A 24,555-nucleotide genomic window follows, 5' to 3' on the forward strand; every position below is an offset into this window, starting at 1 on the left:
GCGTGTTCAGGCGATGGCAGCGCCGCCGTCGACTTGCTGCAGCAGCGGCGTGATGCGCCAGGCCCCGCCTTCGCGCTCGAAGCGCAGCGGCTGCGCGTTGCCGAGCAGGTCCATGTCGACCGGCACGCCGAGCAGCGCGGCCAGCACGTAGAGCGAGCCGCCATGCGCCACCACCAGCACCGGCGCCGGCTGTGCAAGCGCGGCTTCGAGCGCCGCGCGCTTGCGCTCGACGAACTCGGGCAGGGTCTCGCCGCCCTCGGGCGCGCAGGCCCAGTCGATGTTCGCGGACGAGGTGCCGATGAGCGCGCCGAAGTGGCGTTCGCGCAAGCCTTCATGCACCAGCGGTGCGATGCCGTGCGGCGCCGACACCGTGTGCGCGGTGGTCAGCGCGCGATGCACGTTGCTGCTGGCGATGCTTCGAATCGGCTCGCCGGCGAGCAGTTCGGCGGCGCGCGCCGCCTGCTGCAGGCCCAGCGCGCTGAGCGGCTCGTCGGCGGCCTGGAAGATGCGGCGCGCATTGCATTCGGTCTGGCCGTGGCGCAGAAAGTAGAAGTGGTCGCAGGCCGGCGACAGCGGCCGTGCCGCGGCCAGGGTGGCGAGTTGGAGCAGGCCGGGATTCATCGATTCGGGTCTTTCGTGGAGAGAGTTACAGCAGCCATTCGATCGGCAGGATCTCGAGCAGATCGATCCACGAGCGCTTGAGCGCACCGGCACCGGGCTCGGTGGTGTAGCGCGTCTCACCCTGCGGGGTGCGGTCGATCCATTCGATGCCGCGTCCGTCGGGCTGCATCCGCACCTCGAAGGCCTTGTTCGGAATCACGGTGTCGAGTTGCCCGGCCAGCTGTCCCGACAGCTGCGGGCTGTCGATGATCACGCCCATCTCGGTGTTGAGCCGGGCCGAGCGCGGATCGAGGTTGAAGGAGCCGACGAAGATGCGCTCGCGATCGACGCCGAAGGTCTTGGCGTGCAGGCTGGCCGCCGAGCTGCCGCGGCTGCCGCTGCCCGGCAGGCCGCCGGAGCCGCCCTCGTCGCGCGCCTTGTCGGGCGGCGGCACCGCATCGCCCGGCTTCAGCTCGTAGACCCGGACGCCGCCTTCGAGCAGCTGCTTGCGGTACTTGCTGTAGCCGGCATGCACCGCGCTGACATCGGTGGCCGCCAGCGAGTTGGTCAGCACCCGCACCTTGATGCCCGAGCCGGCCAGGGTCACCAGCGACTTCGTGCCGTCTTGGCCCGGAACGAAATAGGGCGAGACCAGGTCCAGTTCGCGCTTGGGCTGGCCGAAGGCCGCGACCAGCAGGGGCATCATCTGCAGGTCGCTGCGGTCGGTCGGCTCGAGCACCTTGGCGGGGCTGTCGTGGATGACGTGCGCGGTGGTCCAGTCGAGCGTGACCCGGCCCTCGTCGATCTCGCGCACCAGCGGGGTCCGGCGCACCGCCTCGATGTAGCGCTGGGCCTCGGGGTCGCGCTGCACCTGCTCCCAGCTCGCCTGCAGGCCGGCCCGGGCGTCCGGGCCCGGCGCTGCCAGCAGGCTCGCGGCCGGGTAGGCCGACGGGCTGTTCCAGAACAGGTCGAAGGCGTTCGACACCTCGCTCACCACCGGGCCGACCGCCACCACGTCGAGGTCCTGGAAGCCGAGCTCCATGTTGGCGCCGAAGTACTCGTCGCCGATGTTGCGGCCACCGACGATGGTGGCCTGGTTGTCGGCGGTGAAGGACTTGTTGTGCATGCGCCGGTTGACGCGCGAGAAGTCGAAGGCGAAGTCGGCGGCCCGCAGGCGCCGGTTCGCGAACGGATTGAAGAGGCGGATCTCGATGTTGGGATGGGCATCCAGGGCGGCCAGCATCGGGTCGAGTCCGCTGGTGTTGGCGTCGTCGAGCAGCACGCGCACGCGCACGCCGCGCTCGGCCGCATCCCACAGGGCCTGCCACATGAGCTTGCCCGTGGTGTCGTTGCGCCAGATGTAGTACTGCAGGTCGAGGCTGCGATCCGCGTGGCGTGCCAGCAGGATGCGGGCGGCGAAGGCGTCTTCGGCGGCCGGCAGGGCGCGGATGCCGGACTTGTCGGGATGGGCCTTCAGCGCCGGCGCGAAGGATTTGGCCAGCCGCGTGTCGGCGGTATTGGCGACCGCCTGCGACTCGGTCCGCTCGACCTTGCCCGGCAGGCTGGAGCAACCCGCCACCAGCCAGCCGAGGAGGAAGACGACCAGGACGCGCGAAAGGGATGTTGACACGGCGTGCTTCTCGGCAATGAGTGTGCGGGACATTCTAGGCAGGTCGAGGCCGCACGCCACCGGCGCGCCTACAGCTTGGGAATGTGCAGCGTCTTGCTGATCATCAAGGTGCCCGAGAGCCCGAACAGCAGCGCCAGCGGATGCAGCACCCAGGGCCCGAGCGCCCAGGCGCCGCCCCACACCGCGTCGCCGATGCGGCCCTGCCAGGCCGCCAGCGCCAGCACGCCGACCAGCACCACGCTGGTCGGGATCGGCGTGCCCTCGAAGTACTTGACCTTGTCGGCGCCCTCGGAGAGCGCCTCGGCCGTCACGTTGTAGCGCGCCAGCCGGCTCACGCCGCAGCAGACGAAATAGATCAGCAGCAGGCAGTCCCAGCCGCCGTCCAGGCCGGCCGCGAAGGCCAGGGCGGCCGGCAGCACGCCGAAGGAGATGACGTCGGCCAGCGAGTCGAGTTCGCGGCCGAGCGCCGAGTGGGTCTGGCGCCAGCGCGCGATGCGGCCGTCGAAGACGTCGAAGACGAAGGCCGCCGGCGCCAGCGCCGCGGCCCAGAGGAAATGCGCCAGCGACTGGCTGCGCATGTAGGCCATGGCCAGGAAGATGGCGCCGACGCCGCAGGCCGCGTTGCCGAGCGTGAATGCATCGGCCAGGTGGAAGCCGCGGATCATCGAGAAGTGCTTGCGCGCGCGGGCGGGTGCGGGAGTGGACATGCTGGATTCCAGGAAGAACGGCGACAGGCACCTTAGCTCAAACTCGAGCCGGTGGGTGTAGTCGCATTCTGATGCCGCGCGGGTCCGGCCCGCGCGGCGACGCCTGCCAGGGCGTCAGGATGCCCTAGTAGGCGAGCTGCAGGGGCGCGCCTTCGCGCTGGGCCTCGATGTCGGCGCGGTGGAAGGGCAGCGGGTGCCACTTCTTGGCCGAGAACAGCGACAGCTGGTCGTAGGAGCGCGGCGATGCCGGGTTGCTGCTCTGGCCATAGGTCAGGATGCCCTGTGCCACCGGGCCGCGCTCGTCGAAGCCGACGGCCTGGATGTAGCTGCTGCCGTAGTTGATGTTGTAGCCCTTCGGGTCGATGTAGGACTGGCCCTGGCTCTCGACCTTGTTGAGCACGCCCTCGAACTCGTCGCCGCCCGGGATCGTGACCTTCTGGCCGCGCACCATCCGGAATTGCACCTCGGCCAGCGGCACGTCGGCTGCGAAGCCGGCCACGCGCACCGCGCCGACCGCGTCGCCGAGCGCCTTGAAGACCGCGTCGCGGGTGGCGGGCGTCGCCATGTCGAGGCCGGCCGGCGTGACCACCGGGCGCGCCGGGTCGAAGGGCACGCGCCAGACCTTCGGCACGTCCTTGGCCTTGCGCCAGAACTCGCGGAACAGCGGCGCCCCCTTCGAGGCGCTGTTGCTGGTCCGGTCCCAGCCGGCGAGCACGCGGCAACCCAGCGCCTGGTCGGGGGCCAGCGCCGCTGCCTGGGCGCTGCAGGCTGCGGCGAGGTCGTCCATCACCAGCATGCCGGCCAGGTTCTTGTCGCGGAAGATCACGCTGCGCATGTCCGCCGCGCCCATCTTGTTGCCGGCGAGGCCGTCGCTGCCGGCCAGCCGGCCTTCGATCTCCATGATGCCGCTGCGCGTGCGCAGGCGCTGCGTGGTGCCGGTGAAACCGACCAGCGGCGAGATGCCTGCCGGCGCCGCGATGCGCGGATTGCTGAGCCAGAAGCTGTCGTTGCTGTTCTGCACCCAGTCCGGCGTCACGATCACGGGCATGCGCGCCGGCGGGATCGCGCCGGGCTGGGCGGCCGCGCTGTCCCGGGTCCAGGCGCAGGCCGAGCGCGAGCCGTCGAGCACCGGCAGGCCGGCGGCGGCGAGCAGCACCGCGGCGGCCGGCGACGGGGCGCAGGTCTTGAGCAGCTCGGCCGAGACATCGGGTACCACCGACAGGTCGGCGTACATCGCATTGCCTTCGCGGTCGGCGGCGATGGTGTTGATCCACGGTGTGCCCTGGTTGCCCATCGCGCTGCGCAACTCGCCCACGTTGCGCGCCAGCGCCATCTGCATCCAGCTCTGGGCCGAGCGCGTGTTCAGCGTGTTGACGTCGCGGATCGCGTAGGCCTTGGTGTCGGTCCAGCCGAGGCCGGCGCGGGGCAGCGAGATGACCGGGCCCCATTCGGTGCTGTAGAAGGTCTTCTGCGCCGGCGCGGCGCCCGGTGCCGCGGCGGCCGCGGGCAGGACGACGGTCCTGGCGACCATCTTGCGCGGCCGGCCGTCGACGATGTAGCTGGTCGGGTCGGCGGGATCGAGCTTGAGTTCGTAGATCGTGAAGCGCTTGCCGGTCGACACGGTGTGGGTCCAGGCCACGTCCTTGTTGAAGCCGATCGACACCACCGGGCTCAGTCCGCCGGTCGCGCCCATGACGTCGAGCTTGCCGGGGATCGTGAGGTGCAGTTCCCAGAACCGGTTGGTGCCGGTCCAGGGGAAGTGCGGATTGCCGAGCACCAGGCCGCGGCCGTCGGGCGTCGCATTGCGGCCGAAGGCCCAGCCGTTGGAGCCGAACTCGCCGCCTTCTGGATTGGCGTTGAAGCTGTGGCGCGCGATCTCCGCCACGGCCTGCGGCAGGTCGACCTCGGCGGCGGAGGTCTTGGCGCCGGCGGCCGGCGGCGTGGCGGCGAGCACCGCCGCGGCCAGCGCCCCGATGCCGCCCTGGATCATCAACATCTCGGTCGTGCGCGACAGGTCGGCCTGCGTCATCGGCCGCACCCAGGGCTTGCCGCGGCAGGCCTCGGGCAGGCCGTTCGGCCCCGCGTCCTGCAGGTAGCGGTTGTAGCCCGCCACGTAGCCGCGCAACGAGGCGCGGACATCGGGGCCGAGGTCGGCGGCGGCCCGTCCGAGCGCCGCGTCGTCCATGTGCGAGCGCACGAAGAGGTCGATCTCGGCGTTCTTCGCGCGGCCCAGGCCGAGCTCGCCCATGCCGTCGGCGCCGAGGAACTGCGAGCGCTCGCCGCGCACGGTCAGCAGGTGCTCGGCGGTCTGGCAGACGTTGTCCTGCGCATGGGCGTAGCCGACGCCGTAGGCCACGCCTTCGTAGTCGGGCGCCGTGATGTGGGCGATGCCGTAGGTCGTGCGTTCGATCGTCACGCTGCGCGTGCCCGGCGCGGGCGTGCTGGCGCAGCCGGCGATCAGGGCGGCGAGGCCGAGCGCCATGGCGCCCGGGGCGCCCAGCGGACTTTTGTTCTGGATCATGTTCGAGGCTTCGGGAGTGGACAAGAGCCGTCGATTACAGGGGCCGGCCCGACGCCTGCGAAGCGTGCTAACCCGGGAGCGCTGTCGCCAAGGCGTCGTGCTCTTCGGCGATGTGGGCGAAGCGGCCGAGCAGTTGCGCCGCGGTCGGGGTCGCCGCGACCCGGTCGCGCAGGGCCGAGGGATCGACGCCCTGGCTGCGCAGGTCGTCGGCCAGCTGGTCGACGTAGCCGCGCATGATGTCGGCGTCGAACTCGGGATGGAACTGCAGGCCCCAGGCGTTCTCGCCGACGCGAAAGGCCTGGGTCGCCTCGAAGGCATTGCCGGCCAGCCGGACTGCGCCTTCGGGCAGCCGCAGCGCGCTCTGGCGGTGCACCACGTGGGCCTCGAAGCGCGCCGGCAGGTCGTGCATGAGGGCGTCGCCGGCGGCCTCGGGCCGAAGCTCGACCTCGACGGTGCCGATCTCCAGGCCGCCCGGATGGTCCCCGGCCTCGCCGCCGAGCGCGTCGGCCAGCAGCTGGTGGCCGAAGCAGATGCCGAGCACCGGCGTGCCGTGGGCGACGAGTCGGGCGAGCCAGCGGCCGGTGGCCTCGCTCCAGGGCTCGCGGTGCGAGACCATGGCGTGCGAGCCGGTCACGATGGCGCCCGAGATCTGCTCGGGCGCGGGCAGGTGGTCGCCGTGGCGGGGGTCGAGCACCACCACCGGCAGCCGCGTGTCGCCGAGACCGGCGGCCATCCAGTGTTCGAAGTCGCCGCGCTGATCGCGCAGGGCGGCGAAGGTCTCGCCGACCTTGATGATCGCGAGTGGGCGGGGACAGATGTTTTCCATGCCCTGAATGATGCCGCAAGCCAAGCGCGGGCTGCCGCCGGCCGGCCTCTGAATCATCGCGCCCGATGCGTGTCCAGCGCCTCGATCGCGCCCGGCAGGCGTCGCGCCACGTCGGCCACCAGCGCCTGCCGCTGCGGCGCCTCGCGCCAGCGTGCTCGCGCGCCGGCCTCCCAATCGGGGTGGCTGCGCGCGGGCTGTGCCGCCCGCACCAGATCCGCCAGCGCCTGCTGCGCGGCCGGTGCCGGCTCGCCGGCGGCGCCGGCGATGCGGTCGACCGCGGCATGGCCGCGCTGCTCGAGCGCCCGCAGCAGTTCGAGCTGCCATGCGGCGAGCACGAACAGTACGCGGTCTTCGACCGTCAGTTCGTGCACGTCGCGCAGCTTGTTGACGAGCTTGCGGCCCAGGGGCCCCAGGCCTTGCGAAACGGCGCCGCCGATCGCGCCGCCCAGCGCGGCGCCGGCGCCGAGCGACAGGCCGGCGAGTGCGAGGTCCGCCACCACGCCGACGGCGGCCCCCACGGCCACGCCCTTGCCGAGCAGGATGCCCGCATCCTTCAGCGCCTCGGGATGGAAGAAGTCCATCGCCCAGCGGCCTTCCAGCAGCGGCAGCGCGGCCTCGGCGGCATCGCCCTCGCGAAAGCCGTAGACCGCGATCAGGTCGTCGGCACAGCGCTGGGCCTTGTCGAACACGCTCTTCTGCAGATCGGCGATGGATCGCTGCCGGGTCGACGGATCGGCGAACTCGGCCGCCGATGCGGTGCGCCGCATCGACGCGGCGTCGACCAGCAAGTCGGCGATGCGCTTGTCTGCCGATCGGCGGCGGCGGGCGGATTCCTCGTCGAGGGCGGCCGCCACCCGATCGAGCTGCGCGCGCCGGTCGCGCAGCAGGGTCGCGAGGTCGCGGTAGAGCTCGCGCTCGGCGCCGACGAAAGGCGCCGCAGCATCGAATCGCACGACCACGTGCAAGCCGTAGGCCGACAGCAGTTCCTTCCACGCGGTCTCGCGGCTCTGGTCGTCGCGCACGAAGTTCAGCACCGGCAGCAGCGGCCGTGCACAGGCGTTAAGCAGTTCGATCTCGGCGCGGAACTTCGGCAGCACGGGTTCGCGCGCATCGATCACCAGGAAGGCGGCGTCGACCTCGAGCAGGGCGCGCAGCACCTTCGCTTCCTGTTCGAACACGCCGTGCGCCTCGGGCCCCTGGAGGAACAGGCGGATGCGCTCGGGCGGCGTCGCTGCCTTGTCGAGGGCATCGATGTGCTCGCGCAACGCCACCGCATCCTCGAGGCCCGGCGTGTCGAGGAAGCGGACCGCCGCCGCGCCGTCGACCTGCAGGTCGACCGCCTCGACATGGCGCGTGGTGCCGGGGCGCTCGGAGACCTCGCCGAAGTTCACGCGCCGCGTCAGGGTGCGCAACAGCGAGGTCTTGCCGGCGTTGGCATGGCCGACCACGGCGATGCGGATCGGCGTCGTCATGCGGCGCCGTGCAGCACGGCCTCCGTGGTGTCGATGGGGCCGAGTTCCTGGAGGCCGGCATCGGCCAGCCAGGCCTGCCAGCGCAGCCGGGCCGCAGCGTCGACCGGGTCGCCGAGCAGCCACAGCCGGCATTCGCCGCACAGGGCCATCACCTCGCGCAGGAAGCGCTCGGTGCCGCGGTCCGGGGTGGAGGCGGCGCGGCAGCCGATCCGCACGCGGCGCGGCCGCATGCGGGCCAGCGCGTCGAGCAGTTCGCGCCGCTGGCCGGCGCTGCCGTCGATTCGCAGCGCTTGCGCCGTCCCGATGTCCAGCCCGGCCGGGGGCCAGGGCTGTTCGGGCGGCAGTTCGAAGCCGATCGCCAGCGCCGTGTCGGTGGTGTCGCCGGCCCACAGGTGCGCCGGTGCGCCGTGCGGCATGGCGCCGGGATCGGCATCGACGATCTGCCGCGGCGCCAGCGTCTCGAAGCGCGCCAGCAATCGCTGGAAGCCGGGCTCCGAGAGATCGGGCTGCAAGGCCTTCCTGCGCAGCGCCCAGACGGCGGCGCTCAGCAGCGCGAAGGCCAGCCGCGGCAGCAGCCCGTAGACCACGATGCAGCCGGTGAGCCACAGCGCCCAGGCGCGCTGGCCCGAAGCGGCCGCCAGCGGCGACAGCACGGCTTGCGCGTCCGGCACCGGAAAGCCCAGCCAGGCGGGCGCCTGCCCGAGCAGCTGAACGCTGCGGACGAAGAACGCGGGGTCGAGGATGGTGGTCTCCCAGTTCAGCGTGTAGCTGCGGAAGGCCAGTGCGAACAGCAGCGCCGCCAGCACGACCGCGAACGACAGCGTCCAGATCGCGTGGCTCACGAAGCCGAGTGCCCAGGGCAGCAGCCGGGCACGCGCCAGCAGCCGCGTGGTGGCGCGCAACAACACCGGCGCCTGGCCGTGGCGGCCGCCGGCGACACGGGCCGTGAGACTGAGCCAGAGCCAACCGAAGGAGGCGGGGAAAGCACCGAGCGGCAGCGCCAGCCCGGCGAGCCACAGCAGAAGGGTGAACAGGTGCAGGCCCAGCAGGCTGGCCAGCGCCACCACGACGTTGATCTGCCGCTGGCCGCCACCGAGCACGTTGCCGGCCAGCGTGAGCCCGGCAAGCACGATCAGGGCGACCAGGCCCAGCAGCACCCAGGGTGCCCAGGCGCGTCCGCGCGCGACTTCGGCCTGCAGTCCGAGGCGCTGCCCCAGGATGCGTGCGCGTTCGACGATCCGGCCGGGCGCATCGGTGCCGAGGCTCATCGCCTGCCGCATGGCCTGAGCGTCCGCTAGCGGCCCGGACTCTTCGACCAGCTTCACCGCTTCGGTGATCACTGCGTCCTGGAACGAAGCGGGGAGCGCAACGGGATTCAACGGCTTCCTTCACGACGGGGGAACGGTGCCGCGCACCGGGTGGAGCGCGAAATTATGCCCGTCGAAGCCAGGCCGGCGGCCGATGAAAAACGGGGCCGCAAGCGACCCCGGTGGAACCCCCGCCGGGGGCTGTAAAAGAGGAAGGCGTGTGGGTCAGCGCAGGCCGAAGAACGAAAGCACTGCGACCACGACCACGACCAGACCGACGATGTAGATGATGGAATTCACGGTGGAAACTCCTCTTTGTTGAAGACGGGTCTACTGTGACGAACCGGCGGCGGGCCGGATGTCGGCGGCCGACACTGCCCACTGTAGGACTCGCGACTCAGACCGTCGAGGGCTCTTCGCGGGTGTCGCTCGGCTCGTCGTCGCCCTCGTCGTCGCCGTCGCCGAGGAAGCCTCCGCTCTGGTGCGACCACAGGCGCGCATAGAGGCCGTCTTTGGCCAGCAGCGTCTTGTGGTCACCTTCCTCGACCACGCGGCCGTTGTCGAGCACGATCAGCCGGTCCATCGCCGCGATGGTCGACAGCCGGTGCGCGATGGCGATCACCGTCTTGCCCTCCATCAGGCGGTAGAGGCTGGCCTGGATGGCGGCCTCGACCTCCGAGTCGAGCGCGCTGGTGGCTTCGTCGAGCAGCAGGATCGGCGCGTCCTTCAGCATCACGCGGGCGATCGCGATGCGCTGGCGCTGGCCGCCCGACAGCTTGACGCCGCGCTCGCCCACGTGCGCCTGGTAGCCGCGCCGGCCGCTCGCGTCGCCCAGCGTCTCGATGAAGTCGTTCGCCTCGGCACGGTCGGCGGCGGCGCGGATCGCCGCCTCGCCGGCATCGGGCCGGCCATAGGCGATGTTGTCGGCCACCGAGCGGTGCATCAGGGAGGTGTCCTGCGTCACCATGCCGATGTGGGCGCGCAGGCTGTCCTGCGTCACGTGGGCGATGTCCTGGCCGTCGATCAGGATGCGGCCGCTGTCGAGGTCGTGAAAGCGCAGCAGCAGGTTCACCAGCGTCGACTTGCCGGCGCCCGAGCGGCCGACCAGTCCGATCTTTTCGCCGGGCCTGACCGTGAGGCCGAGGTCGTCGATCACGCGGCGCCCGGCGTCGCCGTAGCGGAAGCTCGCATGCTCGAAGCGCACCTCGCCGTGCGGGACCGCGAGCGGCTTCGCATCGGCGGCGTCGAGCACCGTGCGCGGCCGTGACAGCGTGTTCATGCCGTCCTGCACCGTGCCGATGTTCTCGAACAGGCTGGTCATCTCCCACATGATCCAGTGCGACATGCCCTGCAGGCGCAGCGCCATCGCGGTGGCGGCCGCCACCGCGCCGACGCCGACCGCGCCTTGCGACCAGAGCCACAGCGCCATGCCCGCCATGCCGGCGGTCAGGCCCATGCTGAGCGTGTGGTTGACGATCTCGAAGGCGCTCACCAGCCGCATTTGGGCATAGCCGGTGCCCATGAACTCCTTCATGGCCGAGCGCGCGAAGCCGGCCTCGCGCTGGGTGTGCGAGAACAGCTTGACGGTGGCGATGTTGGTGTAGGCGTCGGTCACGCGGCCGGTCATCGAGGCGCGGGCGTCGGCCTGGGCCTTGCCGACCTTGCCCAGGCGCGGCACGAAGAACACCAGCGAGCCGATGTAGAGCGCGAGCCAGACCAGGAAGGGCAGCATCAACTGGCGGTCGAGCACCGCGGCGAGCACGATCATGGTCGCGACGTAGACGATCATCGCCACCAGCACGTCGGCCAGCACGAAGATGGTCTCGCGCACCGCCAGCGCGGTCTGCATGACCTTGGCCGTGATGCGGCCCGCGAACTCGTCCTGGTAGAAGGCCATGCTCTGGCCCAGCATCAGGCGGTGGAAGTTCCAGCGCAGCCGCATCGGCAGGTTCACCGCCAGCGTCTGGTGCTTGACGATGGTCTGCAGCGCCACCACGCCGATGCTCGCGACCAGCGCGAAGGCCAGCCACATCAGCGTGCTGCCGCGGTCGTCCCACAGGCGCGCCGGCGCCTGGCCGCCGAGCCAGTCGACGATGCGCCCGAGCATCGCGAACAGCAGCGCCTCGAAGGCCGACATCGCGGCCGTGAGCAGGGCCATCGCGGCGATCTTGCCGCGCAGCCCCTGCGTGCAGGCCCACAGGAAGGGGAGGAGGCCGCGCGGCGGCAGTTCGGGTTCGTCGACCGGGTAGGCGGGAAGCAGTTTTTCGAAGTAGCGGAACAAGAGGGACGGTCTCCAATGAGGCGCCACTGTACCGGCGGGCAGGCGGCTGCGCACGCACAAGGGATTTGCCGGGCCTGCGGGCAGAGGCTCTAGCCGGCGCCCAGCCGCTCGCCGACGAAGTCGATGAAGCTGCGCAGCTTCGGCGCCATGTACTGCCGGCTGGTGTAGACCGCGAACAGCGTCACCGCCGGCGCCGTGTAGTCGGGCACCAGTCGCAGCAGCCGGCCTTGCGCCAGGTCGTCCTCGATCAGCCATTCGGGCAGGAAGGCCATGCCGATGCCGGCCCGCACCGCATGCAGCGTGAGCGTGGTGTCATCGGACTTCATCACGGGCTGCAGCCGCAGCGGCGCCTGGCGGCCCTTGCCGTCCCTGAGTGCCAGGCCCTCGATGCTGACGTAGCTCGGCACGATCGCATCGAGCTTCGCGAGGTCGGCCGGCACGGCGGGCAGGCCGGCGCGTGCGACGCAGGCGGGCGCCGCCACCAGGTGGAACTGCAGCCGGCACAAGGGCCGCGCGATCAGGGCCGGCGAGAGTTCCTGCGTGGCCCGCAGCGCGAGGTCGTAGCCGTCAGCCGCGAGATCGACCTTGCGGTTCTCCAGGTGCATGTCGACCAGCACCTCGGGGCAGCGCTCGCGGTAGCCGGCCAGCACCGCGGCGAAACGCGGCGTGGCGCACCACACGGGCGCACTGACCTTGAGCTGGCCGCGCGGCACCTCGTGGGTCTGGCCGATGGCGCTCTGCGCAGCGTCCAGCAGGTCGAGCGCGCGGCTGCTCTGCGTGTACCAGGCCTGGCCAGCCTCGGTCAGGCTCAGGTGGCGGCTGGAGCGATGCAGCAGGCGGGCGCCGAGCGATTTCTCGAGCTGCGCGACATGCTTGCTGGCCATCGGCGCGGAGATCCCGAGCCGCCCGGCGGCGGCGGCGAAGCTGCCCGAATCGACCACTTCCCTGAAGACGCGAAGGCTGGTCAGTCTGTCCATGGTTGATTTCCTGCTGGGAAATGAATCGATGAATCCTAGCCTATCGATTTCCTTGTGGGAAATCTCTAGACTGGCGTTCAAGGAGCATCCCATGACCACGACTTCCAGATTGCCCACCTATTTCATCTCGCACGGCGGCGGCCCCTGGCCGTGGATGAAAAAGGAAATGGGCCCCACCTACGACAAGCTCGAGGCCTCGCTGGCCGAAATGCCGCGCCAGATCGGCCGCACGCCGGCCGCGATCCTCATGGTGTCGGCGCATTGGGAAGAGCCCGCTTTCACCGTGATGGGCAATCCGCGCCCGCCGATGATCTACGACTACGGCGGCTTCCCGGCCCACACCTACCAGGTGCACTACGACGCGCCGGGCTCGCCCGAGCTGGCGCGCCGGGTGCAGTCGCTGCTCGAGGCGGCGGGCCTGCCCGCGGCGCTCGATGCCGAGCGCGGCTTCGACCACGGCACCTTCTCGCCGATGGCTGCGATCTATCCGAAGGCCGAGGTGCCGGTGGTGCAGCTGTCGCTGCGGCGCGGCCTCGATCCGGCCGAGCACATCGCGCTGGGCCGTGCCATCGCGCCGCTGCGCGACGAGAACGTGCTGATCGTCGGCAGCGGCCTCAGCTATCACAACCTGCGCAATTTCGGTCCGCAGGCGCGCGACGTCTCGAAGGCCTTCGACGACTGGCTCGACGGCGCGGTGGTCCGCACCACGCCGCAGCAGCGGGTCGAGCAGCTGCTGCAATGGTCGGCGGCACCCGCGGCGCGCATTGCGCATCCGCGCGAGGAGCACCTGATTCCGCTGATGGTCGCGGTCGGCGCGGCCGAGGGCGAGGCCGGCGAGCGCATTTACCACGAGGATGCGTTCATGGGCGGGATCTCGGTGTCGAGCTTCCGGTTCGGGCACGCGGCGGCCTGAGCGCCTGGCCGACTGGCGGCACAATCTGCCGGTGCCCTATTTCTCGACCTTCGATCCCCAGGCCGAAGCCGATGCGCTCGACCTGATCGCGCGCATCGACGCGCTCGCCACCCTCCACGACGTCGAGCACGATGGCGTGCGCGTGCGCTGGCGCTGCTTCGGCAGCGACGACACGCGGCCACCGCTGGTGCTGCTGCACGGCGGCCACGGCAGCTGGATGCACTGGCTGCGCAACGCCGAGGCGCTGTCGGCATCGCGCACGCTGTGGCTGCCCGACATGCCGGGCTTCAACGAGTCCGACGCGCCGCCGAAGCCGCAGCCCGGCCAGGCCGCGGTCGATCCCCTGCTCGATGCGTTGTCGGGAACGCTCGACAGCCTGATCGGCGCGCAGGCCGAGATCGACCTCGGCGGCTTCTCTTTCGGCGGCCTGGTCGCCGCCAAGTTCGGCCAGCGCCGCGGGCACATCCGGCGGATGGTCTTGGTGGGCAGCGGCGGCCACGGCACGCTGCGGCGCATGACGGTCGAGATGATCAACTGGCGCGCCGCCGAGGACCGCGACCAGGAGCGCGCCGCGCTGCTGCACAACCTGGCCGCGCTGATGCTGCACGACAGGTCGGCGATCGATGCGCTGGCCTTCGCGATCCACGACATCTCCTGCCACGGCACGCGCTTTCGCAGCAAGGAGGTCTCGCTGGCCGGCGGACTGCAGGCGGCGCTCGATGCGATCGGCGGGCCTCAGCTGCTGCTCTGGGGCGAGCACGACGTGACGGCGGATTCGCGGCCGCTGGTGGCGCAGCTGGCCGCTGGCGGCCCGCAGCGCGAAGGCCTGGTGATCGACGGCGCCGGGCATTGGGTGCAGTTCGAACGGGCGGGCGCGTTCAACTCGGCGTTGCTGCGCTTCCTGGACCAGGGCGTCTGAACACGCCCTAGGAAGGCAGCGACGCCGCATGGCGCCGCCAGAAGTCGGCGTCCGGAAACGAACCCGCGCCGGCTGCCGCGTTGTCCGCCATGTGCTCGGGCCGGCTGGTGCCGGGAATGGTGCAGGTCACGGCCGGGTGGCTCAGCACGAACTTGATCAGCACCTGGGCCCAGCTGGCGCAGCCGATCTCGGCGGCCCAGACGGGCAGGGGCTGGTCGCGCAGGCGGCGCAGCAGGCCGCCGCCGCCGAACGGCATGTTGACGATCACCGCCACGCCGCGCTCGGCCGCCAGCGGCAGCAGGCGCTGGGCCGCCTCGCGCGCGTCGATCGAATAGTTGATCTGCAGGAAGTCGAGCTTCTCGGCGCGCAGCACGGCCTCGACCTCGGCATAGGCTGAGGCCGTGTAGTGCGTGATGCCGATGTAGCGCACTCGGCCCTTCTCCTTCCAGCCGCGCAAGGTCTTGAGATGGACGCGCCAGTCGACCAGGTTGTGCACCTGCATCAGGTCGATGCGCTCGGTGCGCAGGCGCTGGAAAGACTGCTCCATCTGAGCGCTGCCGGCGTCGCGGCCGGAGGTCCAGACCTTGGTGGCGAGGAAGGCCTTGGCGCGCTGGTTCGCGGCGGCCAGCAGGTCGCCGGTCACGGCCTCGGAGCGGCCGTACATCGGCGAACTGTCGAGCACCGAGCCGCCGGCAGCGAACAGCGCTTCGATGACGCCGGGCAGGCGCTGGTATTCGGCGCTGCCGGGCGCGACGTCGAAGCCGATCCAGGTGCCGCAGCCGACCACGGGTAGGGCTTCGCGGGTGGCGGGGATGGGGCGGGTGTTCATGCGCTTGACTCCCGGGGGCTGGGCTGAGGCAAGAATCGGCAGCGAGGCGAACAGTGGCAGCGCCGCGCCCAGGCGCAGAAACTGGCTGCGGGTGAGGGCGCGTGACGAGGGCATGAGAAGGCTCAGGCGATGGCGAGTATCAAGTGCCCGGTCGGCTGGGCGGCGGGCTTGAGCTTGATTTCAATGTCGTAGCCCAGTCGATTGAGACAGTCCATCAGCTTGCGTTCTGAAAAGTTGGAGAACGCGCCACGCATCAGGGCGGACACCTTGGGTTGGGAGATGCCCATCCGTTCGGCAGCCTGGTCCTGAGTCAGTTGCAGGCGTTGTATCGCGCGGTTGATTTCGATGGTGAGGCCGGACTTGATCTGGAGTTTCTCGGCGTCCTGCAACGCCAGATCCGCAAAGACGTTGCCGGAGCTCTCTGTCACCTCGATATCGTCAACGATGCGTTTTTTCATCGCGTAGTTCCTTGATCAGTGCTTCGGCTGCCTTGAGCCGCATTCGAATGACGTCGATGTCGTGCTTCGGGGTTGCGATGCCGCTTTTGCTTTTCTTCTGAAAGCAATGCAAGACGAATACGGCTTCGGGAAATTTGACTGTGTAGACGGCTCGGTAGGTCCCGCCGATATCGCTGTCGACCACCTCCAGGACGCCGGCACCGGCAAAGCCTCGCAACACCTTGGCAGCGGCATGCTGTTGTCCATGTTGGGCAAAGTCGAGGGCGTGGCCAAAGAACCTCCTGATGGAGGGTGGCAAAGCCACCAGATCCTTCTTGCTGCTGCCGATCCAGAAGAGCCTTCTTGCCGGAGCGAGTGGCATGTAATTTATCCCATAACTGGAATGAAAGCCGCAACAAAGGGGGTGTTGAGGTCGACGTCATGCATGCCCCTGCAGGCAAGTCGACATGCAAACAAAAATCCACTGGTTGCAATGATACTGTATAAAAATACAGTAACTTGATCATCATGGGCCTCCCTTCCCTCGACCCCTTCTCCTCCTCCGCGCGCCTCAAGGTCTGGCGCGCGGATGAACTGGGCCTGGCCGATGCGCAGGTCATCGGCACCGGCCACGCCGCCCTCGACGCACAGCTGCCGGGGGGCGGCTGGCCGGTTGGCGCCATGACCGAACTGCTGCAGCCGGCGCCCGAAGCCCATGCCTGGCAACTGCTGCTGCCCGCCCTGGCGCAGGCGGTGCAGGGCGGCGCCGGCCCGGTGGCGCTGATCGGCGCGCCGCACGAGCCTTTCGGGCCGTCGCTGGCAGCCGGTGGACTGCCGATCGAATCGCTGCTGTGGATCCGCAGCGAGGCGCCCGCCGCCCGGCTCTGGGCCTGCGAACAGGCGCTGCGCTGCGCCGACGTGGCCGCCGTGCTGGCCTGGCTGCCGCAGGCGAGGGTGGGCGAATTGCGGCGGCTGCAGCTGGCGGCGGCGCAGCACGAGTCGCTGCTGTTCGTGTTCCGGCCCGCGAACGCGGCGGCGTCGACCTCGCCGGCGCGCCTGCGGCTGCAACTGATGGCCTGCGAGGGCGACCGGACGCAGATCGATGTCCACATCCTCAAGCGCCGCGGTCCGCCGCTGGCTTCGCCGATCCAGCTGCCGGCGCGCAGCCGGCGCATGACGGCGCTGCTGGCCGCGAGCCAGTTGCGGCGCAAGCTGCTGCGGCAGCAAGAAGGCGTGGGGCAGCCCGGCGAAGGTGCGACGGTGGTGCGCCTCGATATCTTTTCAGGAAAACGGCATGCACTGGATCGCATTGCGTTGGCAGCCTGAAGAAGTGCAGCTTCCATCCCACGAAGCCCTCGGCTGGTGGGCCCTGCAGTTCACCCCGCGCGTCGCCTGGGTCGACGAAGCCCTGCTGCTCGAGGTGTCGGCCTGCGAGCGCCTGTGGGGCGGACGGCTGGGCCTGATGCGGCAGATCGCCAGCCTCAACCCCGCGGCGCCGGTGCGCGTGCAGCAGGCCCAGGGCGCGACCAGCCTGGTGGCGCTGGCCCGGCTGCGGATGTTCGCGCGCGGCCAGCAGCCGCCGGCCGACCTGCCCGCGGACCTGCCGCTCGACACGCTGAGCGCCGCGCACGCGCACCTCGACGTGCTGGCGCACCTGGGCTGCCGCACCTGGGGCGAGGTGGCGGCGCTGCCGCGCGGCGGCCTCACGCGCCGCTTCGGCAAGGAACTGCGCGCGGCGCTCGATGCAGCCTGGGGCCTGGGTCCCGAAAGCCATCGCTGGCTCACGCTGCCCGACGCGTTCGAGCAGAAGCTCGAACTGCCCGCGCTGGCCGAGGGCGCCAGCGAGCTCATGTGGTCGGCCAACCGGCTGCTCGCGGCGCTGTCGATCTGGCTGCGCGCCCGGCAGCGCGGCGCGGTGTCGATCGAGCTGCAATGGACGCTCGACCTCAAGCGCTTCAACGGCGTCGACCTGCCGCCGCACCAGCAGATCGTGGTTCGCACGGCCGAGCCGACCCAGGACATGGCGCACCTGCGCCGCCTGATGGCCGAGAAACTCGCGCTCACCACGCTGGCCGCACCGGCGAGCTGGCTGCGCCTGCGCACGCTCGACACCACGCCCTGGGCCGGCGCCAGCACCAGCTTCCTGCCCGAGGACAACCGCAAGGGCGACAAGCTGCACGAACTGGTCGAGCGGCTCAGCGCGCGGCTCGGCCCGCAGCAGGTGCTGCGGGCGGTGGCGCAGGCCGATCACCGGCCCGAGCGCCGGCAGTCCTGGCAGCCGGCGCTGCGCACGGCGGGCAAGGCCGCGGCGGCGCCAGCGCCATCTCCGGCCGATGCGATCTACCCGGCGTGGCTGCTGCCCGAACCCCTGCGCCTCGAGATGGACGGCGAGCGTCCGTGCTGGCGCGGGCCGCTGCGCAAGCTGATCGGGCCCCAGCGGGTCGAGGCCGGCTGGTGGGGCGGCGTGGGGGAGGGCGGCCATCCCGCGGTGCGCGACTACTACGTCGCCGAGAGCCCCGAAGCCGGCCTGGTCTGGATCTTCCGCGAGCGCCCCACGGCCTGCTTTTCGGAGGGCGAGGTGCGCTGGTACCTGCAAGGCCTCTATGCCTGAACTCAGCGACAAGAAGACGCGCTCGCTCACGCTCGGCGAAGTGCACCCGCTGCCGCAGCGGCACAAGCCCGCGCCGGGCCTGCCGGGCTATGCCGAGCTGCATTGCCTCACGAACTTCAACTTCCAGCGCGGCGCCTCCACGCCCGAGGAACTGGTGGAACGCGCCTATCACCTGGGCTATGCGGCGCTCGCGATCACCGACGAATGCTCGGTCGCCGGCGTGGTGCGCGCCCATGTCGGCCTGCGCGAACTGCCGGCCAAGCTCGATGCCTACGAGCGCGAACATCCCGAAGAGCCGCCGATCCCGCGCAACCCGGATTTCCGGCTGCTGTTCGGCAGCGAGTTCCGCTTCGAGCGCTTCCGGCTGGTGGTGATCGCCAACGACACCGAGGGCTGGGGCAACCTCTGCGAGTTCATCACGGCGGCGCGCAACACCGAGCTGCCGAAAGGCGAGTACCGCGTGAGCTGGGAGGGCAGCGAGGTGGCCTCGCTGCAGCACTGCCAGATCCTCTTCGTGCCCGATCGAAAGCCCGGCGAGGCCATCGATGCCGACACGCTGCACGACGACCTGACGGCCGCCAGGGCGCTGTTCGGCGACAGTCTCTGGCTGGCCCTGGAGATGCTCAACGAACTCGACGACGACCTCTGGTTCGTTGCGCTCGTCGAGGCCGGCCGGCGGGCCGGCGTGCCGCTGGTGGCGGCCGGCGACGTCCGCATGCATTCGCGGGCGCGCAAGCCGCTGCACGACGTGCTGACCGCGGTGCGCGAAGGCCGGACCGTGGCCGAATGCGGCTTCGCGCTGCAGTCCAATGCCGAGCGCTATCTGCGCCCGCGGGTGCGGCTGGCCGGGCTCTACATGGCCGAGATGCTCGCCAGCACCCTCGTCGTGGCCGATCGCTGCCGCTTCGATCCCGAGGTGATCCGCGAGAACTACAAGTACCCGCTCGAAAGCGTCGGCACCGGCGAGACGCCGGCGCAGACGCTGGCACGCAAGACCTGGGAAGGAGCGCTCGAGAGGTACCCGCTCGAGAGATTCGCCGCGGGCATTCCGGAGCGCGTGTGCCGGCAGGTCCAGCGCGAACTCGCGCTGATCCACGAGCTCGGCTACGAGATGTTCTTCCTCACGGTCGAGGACATCGTGCGCTTCGCGCGCTCGCAGGGCATCCTGTGCCAGGGCCGCGGCTCCTCGGCCAACTCGGCGGTCTGCTATTGCCTGGGCATCACCGCGATCGATCCCGAAAAAGGCACGCTGCTGTTCGAGCGCTTCCTGAGCCGCCATCGCCGCGAGCCGCCCGACATCGATGTCGACTTCGAGCACCAGCGGCGCGAAGTGGTCATCCAGTACATCTACGACAAGTACGGCCGCGATCGGGCCGCCATCGCCGCGGTCGTGATCTGCTATCGCTCTCGCAGCGCATTGCGCGACGTCGGCAAGGCGCTCGGCATCGACGCCCGGCTGGTCGACGAATTCGCCAAGGACCACTACTGGTTCGACGAGACCGTGCTCGGCGAGCAGCTGCAGGCGGCGGCCGAGCGCGCGGGCGTGCAGGAAGACGCGCTCAGGCTGCAGCAGTGGATCGATCTCACCGTCAGCCTCAAGGGCTTCCCGCGCCACCTGAGCCAGCATGTGGGCGGCTTCGTGCTGACCCACACCCGGCTCACCCGCCTGGTGCCGGTCGAGAAGGCGTCGATGAAAGACCGCTCGGTGATCCAGTGGGAGAAGGACGACCTCGAGGCCATCGGCATGCTCAAGGTCGACGTGCTCGCGCTCGGCATGCTGAGCGCCATCCGCCGCGGGCTCGAGCTCATGAACCGCTGGCGCGGCAGCACGATCGAGATGCACCAGGTGCCGAACGACGATCCGAAGGTGTTCGACATGGTCTGCGACGCCGACACGGTCGGCGTGTTCCAGATCGAGAGCCGGGCCCAGATGTCGATGCTGCCGCGCCTGAAGCCACGCACCTACGAAGACCTGGTGATCGAGGTCGCGATCGTGCGGCCCGGGCCGATACAAGGCGGCATGGTGCACCCCTACCTGAAGCAGCGCGAGCGGGTGAGCAAGGGGCTGGCGATCCACTACGAGAAGGAAGAGCTGCGGCCCGCGCTGGAGCGCACGTTGGGGGTGCCGATCTTCCAGGAGCAGGTGATGCAGATCGCGATGATCGCGGCCGAGTTCACGGCCGACGAGGCCGACCAGCTGCGCCGCGCGATGGCGGCCTGGAAGCGCAAGGGCGGCCTCGGCAAGTTCCACGACAAGCTCGTCGAGGGCATGGTCGGGCGGGGCTATCAGCGCAGCTTCGCCGAGGCGATCTTCAAGCAGATCCTCGGCTTCGGCGACTACGGCTTTCCCGAAAGCCATGCGGCCAGCTTCGCGCTGCTGGTCTGCGTCAGCGCCTGGCTCAAGCGCCACGAACCGGCCTGCTTCCTGGCTGCGCTGCTCGATGCCCAGCCGATGGGCTTCTACAGCCCGTCGCAGCTGGTGCAGGATGCGCGACGCCATGGCGTCGAGGTGCGGCCGGTCGACGTCACGGCCAGCGACATGGACAGCACGCTCGAGGCGCGCGCCCCCGATGCGCCGCGCATGCCGCCCGGCACCGATGCGCGCCATGCCGAGCGCCTGGGCAACGACAACCCGCCGGCCGTGCGGCTGGGCCTGAAGCGCGTGGCCAGCCTCAGCGAGGCGGGTGCGAAGCGCCTGCTGGCGGCACGCGCCCAGGCGCCCTTCACCAGCACCGAAGACCTGGCGCTGCGGGCCGAACTCGATGCCCGGGACATGGCGGCGCTGGCCGCGGCCGATGCCTTGATGTCGCTCTCGGGCCATCGCCGCCAGCAGGTGTGGGAGGCGACCGCGCAGCGCCGCGCGCCGGCCCTGCTCAAGGGCGTGCCGATCGACGAGCCGGCCTTGCAGTTGCCGCCCGCGCCCGAGGGCGAGGAGATCGTCGGCGACTACGCTTCGCTCGGCCTCACGCTGCGCCGCCATCCGCTGGCGCTGCTGCGTTCGCGGCTGGCGCGGATGCGGCTCATGAGCGCCGAGCAGCTGCGCCCGCTGCCCAGCGGCCAGACCGTGCGCGCCTGCGGCATCGTCAAGGGCCGCCAGCGTCCGCAGACCGCCAACGGCACGATCTTCGTCACGCTCGAGGACGAGACCGGCAACGTCAACGTGATCGTCTGGAGCCACGTGGTCGAGGCTTGGCGCGAGCCGCTGCTCAAGTCGCAGTTGCTGGCGGTGCAGGGCACCTGGCAGCGCGATGTCGACAGCGGCGGCGAGGTGCGCCATCTGGTGGCGACCGGCTTCAAGGACCTCACGCCCTTGCTCGGGCGGTTGGCGCAGAGCAACACCAGCCGAGACTTCCACTGAACGCCGATTCGCCCCTTGCTTTGATGCGAATGACGCATCAATGTACGGCACCGATTTCATCGCTGAACGAGCCGGAGCAGGCATAGCATCGATGCACGGAGTGCAATGATGACCGCCAAGCTTCAACAACCGGATTCCGACACCATCGCCGAGTTTTTCCAGCGCAGCGTCGAGCACAGGTACCGCGACTGGGACCTGTGCGCCAACCTCGCGCACTGGGCCAGCGTGTCTGCAGGCATCGCGCTGATGCTCGCCGCCGGCCTCGACCTGTTCTGAAAAGCCCGCGAAGCGTCGCGGGGTTCGACATCGGCCGACTTCTTTTCGCTAATCTTCGGCGATGACCGCATTCGCCTCGCCGCGTGTGGATGCCGGCGCCCCCATTGGGCCGCCGCCGCCCGCACCCGATCTTCCGACCCCACCGCCGCCGGTCCAGCCACCGCCCGCACCGGCGGTCGACCCGCCGGCGATCGATCCGCCGCAGGTCGAGCCCGGCGCCCCGCCACCGATCGCGGATCCGCCGCCGGGCGCGCTGGCGCTCGGCCGGCTGCATGCGCGGCGGCTGCGCGAGATCCATCGGTCTGCGGGCTGGCCCTGCGGCGATGCGGTCGAGGTCGACCTGCTGGCCGCGGGCCTGCTCGAGCGCCTGCGCTCGTCGCAAGGCCATGAAACCCTGCGCCTCAGCGATGCCGGCATCGGGCAGCTGGCGCGCACGCAGGTCGTCAACCGGGCGGCGCTGTCGCGGCACGAGGCGCTGGTCGAGCAGGTCGCGCGCGAGATGACGCGCGCCGGCCGCATCGCCTGGCGCGGCCTGAGCCTGCGGGCCCGACTGGCCGGTGCAGCCGAGGGCGACAAGCTGCGCTGGTGCATCGCGCGGCCCGATGTCTTCTCGATCCGCAACACCAGCGTCGAGGCCTATGCGCAGCCGATCGTGCACGAGGTCAAGGTCAACCGGGCCGACCTGCTGAGCGATCTGCGCAAGCCCGACAAGCGCGCGGCCTACCTGGATCTCGGCGGCGAGTGCTGGTACGTGCTGGGCTGCGACGCCAAGGGGCGTCCGATCGGCGAGCCGGAGGAGATCCCGCCGGAGTGCGGGGTGCTTGTCGCCCGGCAGGGGCGGCTGGTGGTGGCCCGTTCGGCAGTGCACCGTGCCTTGCCGCGCATGCCTTTCGCCGTCTGGATGGCGCTGGCCAAGGCCCAGCCCGTGGCCGGCTTCGACGACGAGGTTCAGGGGTTGCTGAACGGCATCGACGTCTGAACGGCGGGTTCAGCGCAGGTAGTCGCCGCTGGCCTCCGGCTGGAACAGGATCTCGGCGACCTGGGCGCCGCCTTCTGCGCCGCCGGGCATCCGCCACCTGGCGACGGCCCCGGTCCTCAAGCCGAGCAGGCTGGTGCCGACCGGCGACAACACCGAGACCAGGCCGGTGCCGGGAGCGGCGTCGCGCGGATAGCAAAGCGTCAGTTCCTGGCGCCGGCCCGTATCGGCATCGATGATCGAGAACTGCGAGTTCATCGTGATGACGTCGGGCGCGATCTCGCGGGAGTCCACCACGTCGGTGGCGTCCAGCAAGGCCTCGAGGGCGGGAAGGGAAGTTCCGTCGATCAGCTTGCTGAGGCGAAGGTGGTCGAGCTCGGTGAGCAGGCGCTCGCCATGGGGGGTGTCTGGCACGAAATACTCCAATCGAGGGCGGCCGGCCGATGGCGGCGACGGTCGCTGAGGCGCGGGGCAGAGGCGCCCGGCGATCGATGGTTTGCGCTAGAAGGGGGAAGGGGTGGATCGCCGGGCCGAGGAGTCTGCAGCGGGCTCGCGCAGTCCGGGCGGCGTCAGTTTTCGGTCCCGCGCCGGCGTGCGAAGGCCGGCCGCGAAGGCGGCAGCCGCTGCACTGATGTCGGTGCGATGGGAGATCGGGGGGACCATTGGCGGCGATTGTAGGGGCTCGTTCAGGCACCGGCGCTCAGGCTGAGTCCGAGCCGGTGCTCGATCGTGTGTTCGATCGCCTTCCTGATGCGCTGGAACACCCGCGGGCTGCTGAAACGCTCCACCGACGCGTGGACGGTGGCCGGCGGCGGCAGCAACGCGCGGTCGTCGACCAGCAGCTGGAGCCGGGCGGTCAGCGCGGCGTTGTCGCCCGGCGGGTAGAGCCAGCCATTGCGGCCGGGCCGGATGATGTCGGAAGGACCCGAAGAACAATCGCTGCTGACGCAGGGAATGCCGCGGGCCATCGCCTCGATCAGCACCAGCGGAAAGCCCTCGAAGGCGGAACACAGGACCAGCAGGTCCGCCTGTTCCAGCGTGCCCCAGGGGTCGGCCTGCCAGCCGGACCATTCGAGGCGACTCGCGATGCCCAGTTCCTCGGCCAGCGCCTGGAGCCGCTGCCTGTCGCCGTCGACGGGGAAGGTTCCGATCAGCTGCAGCCGCCAGTCTCCCCGGACCCCGGCGAGCGAACGCAGCAGGTCGTCGGTGCGCTTCTGTTCGCCCACCATGAGGCGTCCGACGTGGACCATTCGCAGCGGCCCGTCCTGCGAGCGCGCCACCGGTTCGATCGAATCCATGCGGGTGCCGTTGTGAACCAGGTGGACGGATTCCGCGCGCACGCCGTCCAGCGCCGCGGTCTCCTGCGCGATCTCGCGGCTGATGCAGATATGGCCGTGCGCCAGGCGAAGCAGGCGGGTCCGCTGCTTGACCATGCTGGAGAAGTGCAGCCAGGCCATGACGGGGCGCCTGAGACCGGCGAGTGCCAGCGCCAGCCGGGCCAGCGCCACGGTCGAGCCGTAGATCACGACCACCGCGTCGGGCCGGTGCTCGCGGCAGGCACGCACGAGCGCAGGCAGCCCGCGGATCACCTGGCGCTTGAGCGAGGTCGATCCGTTCTCGACTTCGCTGTAGGCCAGCCCCTGGTGCCAGCTGCCGTCGACCGTGCTGGCGCAAAGGGCCAGCACGCGGACGGTATCGCCGTTGATCCGGGCCTCTTCGGCCAACGAGCGGACGCAGGTTTCGATGCCTCCACGGCCGGTCAGGGTGCCGACGACGACGAGAATTTCCATGCGGTTGCGGGTTTGCTGGCAGTTGCGAAGCCGGGATTCTCGCGGCTCCGGGTGCGTTTTTGAGGCCCGTGGCCGGTGGCGGCAGGCGGTTCTGCATCAGGGCGCCGCAAAGCGCGCACTAAGTC

General features: G+C 70.4%; 21 protein-coding genes. 7 read left to right on the forward strand and 14 right to left on the reverse strand.

Annotated elements, in window-relative coordinates:
- Positions 1-6: 6 nt before the first annotated feature.
- From QTI45_RS03715 to QTI45_RS03755, 9 genes are all read right to left on the reverse strand, one after another.
- Positions 7-621, reverse strand: coding sequence for a histidine phosphatase family protein (locus QTI45_RS03715; protein ID WP_286653529.1), 615 nt, complete (start codon positions 619-621; stop codon positions 7-9).
- Between the two features lie 25 nt (positions 622-646).
- Complete coding sequence (locus QTI45_RS03720) at positions 647-2,230, reverse strand: phospholipase D family protein (RefSeq protein WP_286653530.1); 1,584 nt, start codon at positions 2,228-2,230, stop codon at positions 647-649.
- A gap of 68 nt (positions 2,231-2,298) precedes the next feature.
- Positions 2,299-2,937 carry a CDP-alcohol phosphatidyltransferase family protein gene (locus QTI45_RS03725; RefSeq protein ID WP_286367407.1) on the reverse strand — a complete coding sequence of 213 codons (639 nt, stop codon included), beginning with the start codon at positions 2,935-2,937 and terminating at the stop codon, positions 2,299-2,301.
- Positions 2,938-3,061: 124 nt separating this feature from the next.
- Positions 3,062-5,458, reverse strand: coding sequence for a penicillin acylase family protein (locus QTI45_RS03730; protein ID WP_286653531.1), 2,397 nt, complete (start codon positions 5,456-5,458; stop codon positions 3,062-3,064).
- A gap of 67 nt (positions 5,459-5,525) precedes the next feature.
- Positions 5,526-6,284, reverse strand: coding sequence for a glutamine amidotransferase (locus QTI45_RS03735; RefSeq protein WP_286653532.1), 759 nt, complete (start codon positions 6,282-6,284; stop codon positions 5,526-5,528).
- A gap of 53 nt (positions 6,285-6,337) precedes the next feature.
- Positions 6,338-7,756 (reverse strand): GTPase/DUF3482 domain-containing protein, encoded by a 1,419-nt coding sequence (locus QTI45_RS03740; RefSeq protein ID WP_286653533.1) that lies wholly within the window; start codon positions 7,754-7,756, stop codon positions 6,338-6,340.
- Positions 7,753-9,135, reverse strand: coding sequence for a DUF2868 domain-containing protein (locus tag QTI45_RS03745; RefSeq protein WP_286653534.1), 1,383 nt, complete (start codon positions 9,133-9,135; stop codon positions 7,753-7,755). The genes QTI45_RS03740 and QTI45_RS03745 overlap by 4 nt, the downstream gene beginning before the upstream one ends.
- Positions 9,136-9,460: 325 nt before the next feature.
- Positions 9,461-11,344 (reverse strand): ABC transporter ATP-binding protein, encoded by a 1,884-nt coding sequence (locus tag QTI45_RS03750; protein WP_286653535.1) that lies wholly within the window; start codon positions 11,342-11,344, stop codon positions 9,461-9,463.
- An 89-nt stretch (positions 11,345-11,433) separates the two neighbouring features.
- The gene (locus QTI45_RS03755; RefSeq protein ID WP_286367413.1) at positions 11,434-12,321 is read right to left on the reverse strand and encodes a LysR family transcriptional regulator; all 888 of its coding nucleotides are present in this window, start codon (positions 12,319-12,321) and stop codon (positions 11,434-11,436) included.
- Positions 12,322-12,412: 91 nt separating this feature from the next.
- Between QTI45_RS03755 and QTI45_RS03760 the strand changes: the two genes are divergently transcribed.
- A complete protein-coding gene (locus QTI45_RS03760) occupies positions 12,413-13,234 on the forward strand; it encodes a DODA-type extradiol aromatic ring-opening family dioxygenase (protein ID WP_286367414.1) in 822 nt (273 codons plus the stop codon).
- Positions 13,235-13,265: 31 nt separating this feature from the next.
- On the forward strand, positions 13,266-14,153 hold the full coding sequence (locus tag QTI45_RS03765) for an alpha/beta fold hydrolase (protein ID WP_286367415.1): 888 nt from the start codon (positions 13,266-13,268) through the stop codon (positions 14,151-14,153).
- Between the two features lie 7 nt (positions 14,154-14,160).
- On the opposite strand, the gene QTI45_RS03770 is transcribed toward QTI45_RS03765, so the two are convergent.
- Genes QTI45_RS03770 through QTI45_RS03780 form a run of 3 tightly spaced genes read right to left on the reverse strand, consistent with a single transcriptional unit; the run spans position 14,161 to position 15,801 of the window.
- A complete protein-coding gene (locus QTI45_RS03770; protein WP_286653536.1) occupies positions 14,161-15,096 on the reverse strand; it encodes an aldo/keto reductase in 936 nt (311 codons plus the stop codon).
- A gap of 8 nt (positions 15,097-15,104) precedes the next feature.
- Entirely contained in the window at positions 15,105-15,440 is a 336-nt protein-coding gene (locus QTI45_RS03775) for a helix-turn-helix domain-containing protein (RefSeq protein ID WP_286653537.1), read from the reverse strand.
- Positions 15,421-15,801 carry a type II toxin-antitoxin system RelE/ParE family toxin gene (locus QTI45_RS03780; RefSeq protein WP_286653538.1) on the reverse strand — a complete coding sequence of 127 codons (381 nt, stop codon included), beginning with the start codon at positions 15,799-15,801 and terminating at the stop codon, positions 15,421-15,423. Before QTI45_RS03780 ends, QTI45_RS03775 begins: the two co-directional genes overlap by 20 nt.
- Positions 15,802-15,947: 146 nt before the next feature.
- Between QTI45_RS03780 and imuA the strand changes: the two genes are divergently transcribed.
- From imuA to QTI45_RS03805, 5 genes are all read left to right on the forward strand, one after another.
- Entirely contained in the window at positions 15,948-16,745 is a 798-nt protein-coding gene (gene imuA / locus QTI45_RS03785; protein ID WP_286653539.1) for a translesion DNA synthesis-associated protein ImuA, read from the forward strand.
- On the forward strand, positions 16,714-18,030 hold the full coding sequence (locus QTI45_RS03790) for a Y-family DNA polymerase (RefSeq protein ID WP_286653540.1): 1,317 nt from the start codon (positions 16,714-16,716) through the stop codon (positions 18,028-18,030). Before imuA ends, QTI45_RS03790 begins: the two co-directional genes overlap by 32 nt.
- The gene (locus tag QTI45_RS03795; protein WP_286653541.1) at positions 18,023-21,388 is read left to right on the forward strand and encodes an error-prone DNA polymerase; all 3,366 of its coding nucleotides are present in this window, start codon (positions 18,023-18,025) and stop codon (positions 21,386-21,388) included. The genes QTI45_RS03790 and QTI45_RS03795 overlap by 8 nt, the downstream gene beginning before the upstream one ends.
- A 108-nt stretch (positions 21,389-21,496) precedes the next feature.
- Entirely contained in the window at positions 21,497-21,664 is a 168-nt protein-coding gene (locus QTI45_RS03800; RefSeq protein ID WP_286367420.1) for a hypothetical protein, read from the forward strand.
- A 61-nt stretch (positions 21,665-21,725) separates the two neighbouring features.
- Positions 21,726-22,643, forward strand: a complete 918-nt coding sequence (locus QTI45_RS03805) for a hypothetical protein (protein WP_286653542.1) — start codon at positions 21,726-21,728, stop codon at positions 22,641-22,643.
- Between the two features lie 9 nt (positions 22,644-22,652).
- Here the strand turns inward: QTI45_RS03805 and QTI45_RS03810 are convergent, their stop codons facing one another.
- Both QTI45_RS03810 and QTI45_RS03815 read right to left on the reverse strand, forming a co-directional pair.
- Complete coding sequence (locus tag QTI45_RS03810; protein ID WP_286367422.1) at positions 22,653-23,054, reverse strand: GreA/GreB family elongation factor; 402 nt, start codon at positions 23,052-23,054, stop codon at positions 22,653-22,655.
- A 272-nt stretch (positions 23,055-23,326) separates the two neighbouring features.
- On the reverse strand, positions 23,327-24,430 hold the full coding sequence (locus QTI45_RS03815) for a glycosyltransferase (RefSeq protein WP_286653543.1): 1,104 nt from the start codon (positions 24,428-24,430) through the stop codon (positions 23,327-23,329).
- Between the last annotated feature and the right edge of the window lie 125 nt (positions 24,431-24,555).

The sequence above is a fragment of the Variovorax saccharolyticus genome (assembly GCF_030316765.1).
In the GTDB taxonomy this organism is placed as follows: domain Bacteria; phylum Pseudomonadota; class Gammaproteobacteria; order Burkholderiales; family Burkholderiaceae_C; genus Variovorax; species Variovorax saccharolyticus.